The organism is Pseudomonas sp. efr-133-TYG-23 (assembly GCF_030209215.1).
In the GTDB taxonomy this organism is placed as follows: domain Bacteria; phylum Pseudomonadota; class Gammaproteobacteria; order Pseudomonadales; family Pseudomonadaceae; genus Aquipseudomonas; species Aquipseudomonas rhodesiae.
Genome location: NZ_JARVSL010000009.1, coordinates 167,853 through 175,900 on the forward strand (window position 1 = coordinate 167,853; position 8,048 = coordinate 175,900).

The 8,048-nt window shown below is 58.0% G+C and carries 7 protein-coding genes; 3 read left to right on the forward strand and 4 right to left on the reverse strand.

Annotated elements, in window-relative coordinates; translation table 11 throughout:
• Positions 1-48: 48 nt before the first annotated feature.
• Positions 49-1,260: a YeeE/YedE family protein gene (locus QRN41_RS06125; RefSeq protein WP_167418050.1), complete on the forward strand. Its 1,212-nt coding sequence runs from the start codon at positions 49-51 to the stop codon at positions 1,258-1,260.
• Position 1,261: 1 nt separating this feature from the next.
• On the opposite strand, the gene QRN41_RS06130 is transcribed toward QRN41_RS06125, so the two are convergent.
• The gene (locus QRN41_RS06130) at positions 1,262-1,423 is read right to left on the reverse strand and encodes a DUF2986 domain-containing protein (protein ID WP_080758769.1); all 162 of its coding nucleotides are present in this window, start codon (positions 1,421-1,423) and stop codon (positions 1,262-1,264) included.
• Positions 1,424-1,566: 143 nt separating this feature from the next.
• Positions 1,567-2,607 carry an alpha/beta hydrolase family protein gene (locus tag QRN41_RS06135; protein ID WP_167418049.1) on the reverse strand — a complete coding sequence of 347 codons (1,041 nt, stop codon included), beginning with the start codon at positions 2,605-2,607 and terminating at the stop codon, positions 1,567-1,569.
• 369 nt (positions 2,608-2,976) lie between these two features.
• Here QRN41_RS06135 and QRN41_RS06140 point away from each other — a divergent pair, with 369 nt between their 5' ends.
• Positions 2,977-3,492 carry a hypothetical protein gene (locus tag QRN41_RS06140; RefSeq protein WP_135948261.1) on the forward strand — a complete coding sequence of 172 codons (516 nt, stop codon included), beginning with the start codon at positions 2,977-2,979 and terminating at the stop codon, positions 3,490-3,492.
• Positions 3,493-3,599: 107 nt separating this feature from the next.
• Entirely contained in the window at positions 3,600-4,946 is a 1,347-nt protein-coding gene (locus tag QRN41_RS06145; RefSeq protein WP_167418048.1) for a hypothetical protein, read from the forward strand.
• Positions 4,947-5,015: 69 nt separating this feature from the next.
• Here the strand turns inward: QRN41_RS06145 and QRN41_RS06150 are convergent, their stop codons facing one another.
• Together QRN41_RS06150 and QRN41_RS06155 are read right to left on the reverse strand one after the other, a co-directional pair.
• Positions 5,016-7,037, reverse strand: coding sequence for an FIST N-terminal domain-containing protein (locus QRN41_RS06150; protein ID WP_167418047.1), 2,022 nt, complete (start codon positions 7,035-7,037; stop codon positions 5,016-5,018).
• 278 nt (positions 7,038-7,315) lie between these two features.
• The gene (locus tag QRN41_RS06155; protein WP_167418046.1) at positions 7,316-7,708 is read right to left on the reverse strand and encodes a VOC family protein; all 393 of its coding nucleotides are present in this window, start codon (positions 7,706-7,708) and stop codon (positions 7,316-7,318) included.
• Positions 7,709-8,048: the final 340 nt, after the last annotated feature.

An 8,048-nucleotide genomic window follows, 5' to 3' on the forward strand; every position in this document is an offset into this window, starting at 1 on the left:
TATACTGTCGCCCTTGCCCCTCATTTATTTCAAACCCGCGAGAGACCCATGAACGCCTCAATTCCCCTGACCCCCGCGCGCTCACCCGTCGCGCCGCTGGTGGCCTTTGCCCTGCTGGTGCTGGGCGCGCTGTTCCTGCACAACGTTGTCGGCTCGCGCCAGATGCTATTGCTGATGGTCGGCGCGGCCCTGGGCCTGACGCTGTACCACGCCGCCTTCGGTTTCACCTCGGCCTGGCGGGTTTTTATCAATGATCGTCGTGGCGCCGGCCTGCGGGCGCAGATGGTGATGCTGGCGTTGGCGGTGCTGTTGTTCTTCCCGGCGCTGGGGGCGGGCACGTTGTTGGGTCAGCCGGTTGTCGGGCTGGTAGCGCCGGCTGGAGTGTCGGTGGTGTTCGGTGCGTTCATCTTCGGTATCGGCATGCAGTTGGGCGGCGGATGTGCCTCGGGCACGTTGTTCACCGTGGGCGGCGGTAATGCGCGCATGCTGGTGACCCTGTTGTTCTTTATCTGCGGCTCGCTGATCGCTACGCACCATGTGGATTGGTGGTTTGCGTTGCCGGCGTTCCCGGCGGTGTCCATCGTCAAAAGTTTCGGCGTGGTACCGGCCTTGATCCTGAGCCTTGCGGTGTTTGCGTTGATCGCAGCCGTCACCGTGCGCCTGGAAAAACGCCGCCACGGTCAGCTTGAAGAGGGTGTGAAAAGCCCGCATTCAGGTGTGCGCCGCTTTCTGCGCGGGCCGTGGCCGCTGGTGTGGGGCGCCGTTGGCCTGGCATTGCTCAACTACGCGACCCTGGCGTTGGCCGGGCGGCCGTGGGGCATTACTTCGGCGTTCGCACTGTGGGGCGCCAAGGTGGCGAGCGGTGTGGGCGTGGACGTCGGCGCCTGGGCATTCTGGCAGATGCCGGGTAATGCCAAGGCCCTGGCCGCGCCGGTGTGGGAAGACATCACCAGTGTGATGGACATCGGCATCGTCCTCGGTGCGTTGCTGGCCGCCGGCCTGGCCGGACGTTTCGCTCCGAGCCTGAAGATCCCGGCCCGTTCGTTGATCGCGGCGGTAATCGGCGGGTTGCTGCTGGGCTACGGCTCGCGCCTGGCGTACGGCTGCAACATCGGCGCGTACTTCAGCGGCATCGCGTCCGGCAGTCTGCATGGCTGGATGTGGTTGGTGGCAGCGTTTATCGGCAACGGCGTGGGCGTGCGCCTGCGGCCGTTTTTCTTCGCCGGTGAGCGGCCGCAAGTGGCGTTGAGCGGCTGCTGAGTCAGGCTTCGGGGGACGGGCTGGGCGCCTCGGCAGCTTCAGCCGCCAGCCTTTCCCGCTCGGCCTTGCTGATGTAGCGATCCTTGGATTTGGGCGCCAATTTGGCGCTGGCTTTCTTGGCCTTGGCCTTGAACAGTTGCTGGAGTTTTTTCTGGCGATTCATGGGTTTTTACCGGGGCTGTCAACGCGCGGATCATACCAGCTAAGCAAGCTGCACCGTGGGGCCTAGGCAAAATCCAGGCGTAGATCGCGCTTTGGCTATATCGTCCGGTGTTTCTTAAGGGGGACATCCCCCAGGCCCAAGTATCAGTTGTGAAATGAACGCTGCAGGAATGCACCGATCAGGTCGACCACCTGCTGCTGGATCACTGACCGTGGCCTCGCCCCGTTGCCGTCCTGACAGATCATCCCATCGCCCGGCGAATCCGCTTCAATCAACGCCACGGCGCCTGGTTTGCAGATCGACATAAAGCTGAAGTGGGTGGCGTCGGCGATCTCCATATATTGAGTCGTGGCTTTTGGCAGGCGCTTGACCATGTTGGCGGACTCCAACTGCGGGTCCATATCCTCGGACGGCACGCCTCCCGCAATCACCAGCACCGGCACTGGCAATGTCGCCAGGCTGGCATCGGTGAAGCCGCGCGACAGGCCCAGGTCCAAGGACACAATGGCGGTGACGCGCTGGTCGCTTAAATCCGCAGCCAAGCGCGCTTTACCCTCTGGCGTACCGGCGGGGTTCATTTGCCGGTAACCGAGGCAGCCGCCGAGCTTAGGGTGAACGGTGCAGTCTTGGACAAACCGGTCGGGATCGAACCGAGCGCCGGCCATTTCCAGCACAGTCCAGCCGCCCAGGGAATGGCCCATGGCGGCAATCTGGCCTTTGGCGACCACACCGAACCGGCCCGGCTCGGCCAGCACCCCATCGATCGCCCGGCTCAAGTCCCTGGGCCTTTGCCATAACTGCGCAGCGGCGGCGGGGCTACGGTCTTTGCTGGTAGTGCCAGGATGATTGACCGCCGCCACGATATAACCCCGCTGTGCCAATGCACTGGCCAACCACACCTGATTGCGCCAATTGCCGCCGTAACCGTGGGAGAGCACCACCAGTGGATGCTCACCAGCCACCACCGGCGCGTTCGGCACCGCGAGAGCGCCGACGAACACCGTATCGTCGGCGATCGGTTCGGGGGTCGCAGTGGTAGCGGCGGGATACCAGACGGTCAGTTGCAATGGGCGATTGTTTTGCGCATCGGGGAGGGTGGCGGTCTGAAATCCGATAGGGATATTAACTGCAAGCACAGGTCCGGCAAGGCAAGTCAGCAGCAAAGCGGCGAGGGTGATTTTCACTTTTTATCGTCCTTGAGGTGAGCGAGGCATCATGCTCGGCATCATGACTCCAGCGCCATGGTGCGGGCTATTTTTGATCAGCACATGGGTAAACCTTCGGGATACGGCAGCAAGTCGATCACTGGTTTTTTTGAAATTCCGCGTTTGAAGTGACGGTCGCCAGCTGGCTTAAAACAGGCGGTTTTTATAGTAGAGAGGCAGGACTAGGAAGTTGCTGACGGCTTCCTACTTGGATGTCTTACAGATATGGACTTCGTGTTTTTAGGAATTTGAAAGCTTACTTTTGTTAAAAGTTCATGCAATGTTAGGGGTGTGAGTTACTGCGGGAGAATTTTGGATTGTATATTTAATATTAAAGGGCGGTGTAATATGAAAAGCCTATTGAAGTCCATGGTATCGCTGCGCTGGCTGAACGAAAAAATTTTTACAATGGTATTAATTTGTGTAGGAGGGATACTGATAGGCGGAAAGTCTTACGCACAAGAGTTCTCTATAACTAAAGTCGGTGCGCCAGGCCCCGTCCTTGTTTTGTCAAATTCTAATACGAGTCCTGGTGTTGGGCTTACCAGTTTTACTGTTTTTACCTCGGATATCCCTCAGGGCACACTCATTGTTCCCAAACAATTGTTAGAAATTCAATGGCGAACAACATACTACCCAGATAGTGTGAGTCAACGGGTGCAGTTCTGCTATTACCGTCCTTATAGTTCTCAGGAAAATTGTGTAGATATAGGCTCGGGTTCCTCTGGGACTATTTACGACTTTAATAACCAGAGTTTTGATCATGGCGCACGTGTCACTATCAAACATTATGTACTAGGGGGTGTGCCACCTTATACGCGTCCTGCTGGTGCCGATTCGGTAACTTTCCGCTATCGGTATTGATGCGGTGCGAGGTTCTCGCAGTTAACTCTGCTGTAAGTGGCTTATGGTTATTAAAGGCGGTTTTAGATAGCGTTATCGCTACTCAATTATGAAGGAGGGATGCTGTCGTGGTTAATCTCAATGCTGATGCATCTTCGTCTAACCGCTATTTGACAAGTCGTTCCGTCAGTGCGGCTAGCAATTATGCTGTTATGCCCGCCGATGAACGTGCAAGCGTGGGTGTCTCAAACAGTAGTCACCCAGCTACCGAGGCTGTTTCGACCCTTGCGCGCCAGTTAAGTGAAGCCGCAACGCACGCTGAAAACCGTATCGTTCAGCAAGGCTCCAATCTGGTCGACCCAATTACAGATGGCAACTACTTCGCCAACAAAGTGCGGCACGACGCACAGACCCCCGATACCGATGACCCGGACCTCCTGGCGCGTGCTCGGCAGGCCACCGGCTTCGTCAACGGTACTGACATCAACCCGTTCAAAGACCTCGCCCGCGACCACCTGAGCTTGATCGCCCACGACGACGGCGGCACTTTCACCATGAATGAGCGACGTGCAGCTTGGTTGCAGATGCAGTCTGGGGTGTCCCCCGCAGCACCCGGCTCAAGGTCAGTAGCTGGCCGCGAGTTGATGATTGCGCGCTTGTTCGGTAGCCACGAGCCGCCGGTCGCCCTGCCGCCTGCGACCTACGAAAATGCAGGCCAGAACGTTTTTGAATTTTTACGTCACGATGATCGTGCGCTGATCGCGGATATGTTCGCTTACGCACAGGAGGAGGGTGCCAGTCTGGGCTATGTGGATCAATTGGCTCATTCACTCGGCAGCTATCGTCGTGCAAGCGACGGGCGCCAGCAGTTGAGTTCCAATAACGGCTACGATGCACAGGGGTATCGCGTAACGTTCAACTTTAAGCAAGAAGACGCGGCAACGGCCTCACGAATTCTGAACGGCACGGCCATCACCAGTACCCGACTTGATCAGGGCTATTTGCGACATATCCTCAATCCAGATTACGGGGCGCTTTCCAATATTGGCGGCCTGCCGTTCCTGGAAAAAATGGTGAATAGGTTTTCGGACGAAGGCGGCAAGCAACCTGGGCTCGGCGATGAGTTCACCACCTTTAAAGTGATCCCGGTCGAAGACAACATCATCGTTACCACCGACGAATCCATAAGGCGCCCGCCCTCCGAGGCGCTCGCTGATAACGTAAACGGCGTCTGGACCCTCACCGAAAAAGGCAAGGCAGCGGGGTATTCGATAGACCCGGCCACCGGCTCGCTGATCAAGCCAGTCGACCGTTCTGACGTTCCAGGTCCGCAGCGCTCAGAGCCGGGCCTTGTCTCAGGCTTAGCGCGTGAGCGCACCCTACTTGATGCGCTTTCGGACAACCGAGAAAGGCCCAGCACGCGTTGGGTCTGGACCCGTCAATTGTTCAGTCTGATCAAACATTACAAACCTTGAAATGGCCTATCAGTCAGGCGCGGCGGCTAATGGCGGATCAACGTGCAGCCCTGGCGATCCGACGGATGCCTACGCATGTGTAAGCCCCGTCAACGTATCCGCAATTGTCTTGGTCCGCTGCGCCGTGCCCTCGGTGGCGCGGCTGGACGCTTCCAGAGCGTCGAGCATTTCGCGCAGTGCGCCGACACCGGTGGATTGGTCCTCGATCTGCTGGGCAACGCGCTGGATCTCACTGGACAGCAGGTCAATATCCACGCCGATTTCCGCCGCATTCTTACGGGTGATTTCCGCCAGTTTGCGTACTTCGTCCGCCACTACGGCAAAGCCACGGCCCAAGTCACCGGCGCGTGCCGCTTCAATGGCTGCGTTGAGCGCCAGCAGGTTGGTTTGCCCGGCGATCTGTTGGATCACCTGCACGATCGACTGAATACGCAAACTCGACCCCGCCAGCGTACGCGCACCTTCCACCGCCACGTCCGCCTGGCTGGACAGGCCCTCTACCGTGGCCCCGGCCTGGGCGGACACGCTGTTCTGCTGGCCGATGGTGCCCACCAATTCATCCATCGACGCGTGCAACTCACCCGAGTAATGCTTGAGCTGCGCAGCGATGTCTTCCTGCTGACGCTCAGCCTGGGCCAACACCATGCCCAAGTCTGCCAGCCCTTCGAAAACCGGCAGGATATTGCTGTCCAGCCCCCGGGTATTGAGGGTGTTGGCGAAGTCGTTGTTTTTGAATGCGGCAATCTGCTTGACCACCACATGGTTCAAACCGGCCAGTTTCTTCACCTGGCGGCGTAGGAAAAACGCCTTGAATTCGCCGTAATGGGCGATGAAATTGTCCACGTACTCGTCGGTGAAACTCGCGCCTTTGCCCACCCGGAAAAAGAAAATCGCCGTCAGTGTCTGGTTGAGGTTCAAACCCAGGATTTCCCCAAAGGTGGAGAACCCCGCCAGCGGTACATCGCCGAACGTGCCGGCCATGCTGCCCAGCTCGGCGCCGTTGTTCAGTCGCCGCAAGATGCAGTCGTTCAGGATGCCCGCCACCGGCTGGCCACCCTTGCCGCGCAAGAACTGCTCGTAGTCACGGCGCGTCGCCTCCCGCAACGGCGTACGCCGCACCATCACCAACTCTTCGCCCGGCGCCACGTCGCAAAACAGCTGCACAATCTGCTGCTCATAGTCGATGCGTGCGATGGAGCGCACAAACAATTCACTGCCCACGCGGATAGCAAACGAATAATCCGCCAGCTTCGGCTCCAGCGCCTGGGGCGAGCAATTGAAGGCATCGCACAGCGCCTGCACCATGCTCTTAATGTTGCCGCTGCTGTCGATGACCTGGTCAATAGTGCGGTCTTCCACCGAAGCGGTCAGCACACTGAAGGTCAGGTCGGCAGGCTTGAAATTCTGACTTTTGAACACGCCAAAACGCACATCCGCCGCGGTTTTCACGAACACGATTTGCGCGTGGTTTTGATAACTGCGCTGTCCGTCATGAATCAGCGTCTTCTGGAAATCCGACTTACCCCCGGCTGATCCCCCTACAAACAAACACGGGAACCGCCCCGACTCGTACAGCGCCTCCATAAAAAACGACTCCGACGCCGACAGCCCGTCGAACACCACGTACGCCAAGGTATCGCGATGATCGATTGGTGTATTCACCTGCACCCGCTTGATATTGGCCACCAACTTGGCAATCCGCTCCTGCATTTTGAGGCGCTTGCCACCGCTGCGAATGTCCTCGCACTCCAACGGCACCATCACCACCTCGGCTGAGGCGATCACACTGGCATCGAACAACTGCAACACCATCCGATCCCAGCGCTCGCCGGTGCTGCAATAGAGAGCATTGGGTGCGTTGCACAACTCGCCGGAGGTGGTGCACAGGCTGATGGTGGATTGCGGGAAACGGCGCTTGAGCTTGGCGGCGATGGCGTCGATGTCCAAGTGCGGCGAGATGAAGCCCGTGATCAACGTCGGTGTGATGCGCTGGGCGGCTAAAGCGGCGTCCAGGTCGCTGGCGGTACAGGTGAGGGTGGTGGTGCCTTGGCGAGCGGGCCGGTTTTTTTTTATGAGGGCGAGTGGATTCATGGGGTGGGCTCGGTCGAGTGGGGATGCGGGGTAAGGCATGTGGTTAGTAGGGTTATCGGCAGGTTGGATGGGGGCTAGAGGGGGAGGGTGGGGGGATGCGACGGATGGACGCGGGTCGTAGGTGGGGAGGCATACAGCGGCTGCTCTAGGTCCAGGCTGTGAGAAAACCCATAGGCCGTTTTAAAGTCTTTCGGCTACGTAAAGTCGACGAGCTATTGGGTTGATGCCCTCGACTTTGCTTGAGCGTCGGCAGCTCGCTTGATGAACGCCGACCAATCTTATGCCGGGCTGTGGCAGCAGACACAAAGCTTGTTACCGTCAGGGTCTCGAAAGTACGCGCCGTAATAGTCGGGATGGTAGTGAGGCCTTAATCCAGGCGCGCCCTCACACGTTCCGCCTAAGGCCAGTGCGGTTGCGTGGCTTCTTCTTACCGCCTCCCGATTGGGTGCAAGTAGCGCCACCATATTTCCATTGCCGGGCTCGCATGCGTTGCCGTCAAATGGCTTTCCTATGACGAAAAGGGGGCGAGATGAGGTTTTTGAGACCCAACCGGCCCACGGCTTACTCGCTTCGCAGAATTTTAACGTGAGGTCTAAGTCGGCCATTATTTTTGAGTAGAAAGCAAAGGCCCGATCAAAATCACCTACGCCTAAACAAACATGGGAAATCATGGTGGCTACCACTGCGGCTATGAATACGCATGAGTCTGGCCCGAAACGATTACCGGTGAAAGGGCCAATCGGGCTCGCATCGCAGGCTTCACCGCGAATGGCCCAGGTGTCTCATCAGTCTCAAAGGCTGAAAAATAAATCTGTGGTAATGGAATGGACGCCCCCTTCCTAACGGCATCTATGTGCCAAAGTTAAAGTGTTACCCACACTTAGCGGAAGGGAGCGTCCTCATGCAGCTTACGACTGTTTCGGTTGACTTGGCAAAAACCGTGTTTCAACTTCACGCGATCGATCAACAAGGAAAAACAGCGCTAAGGAAGCAGCTTAAACGTGAGCAGGT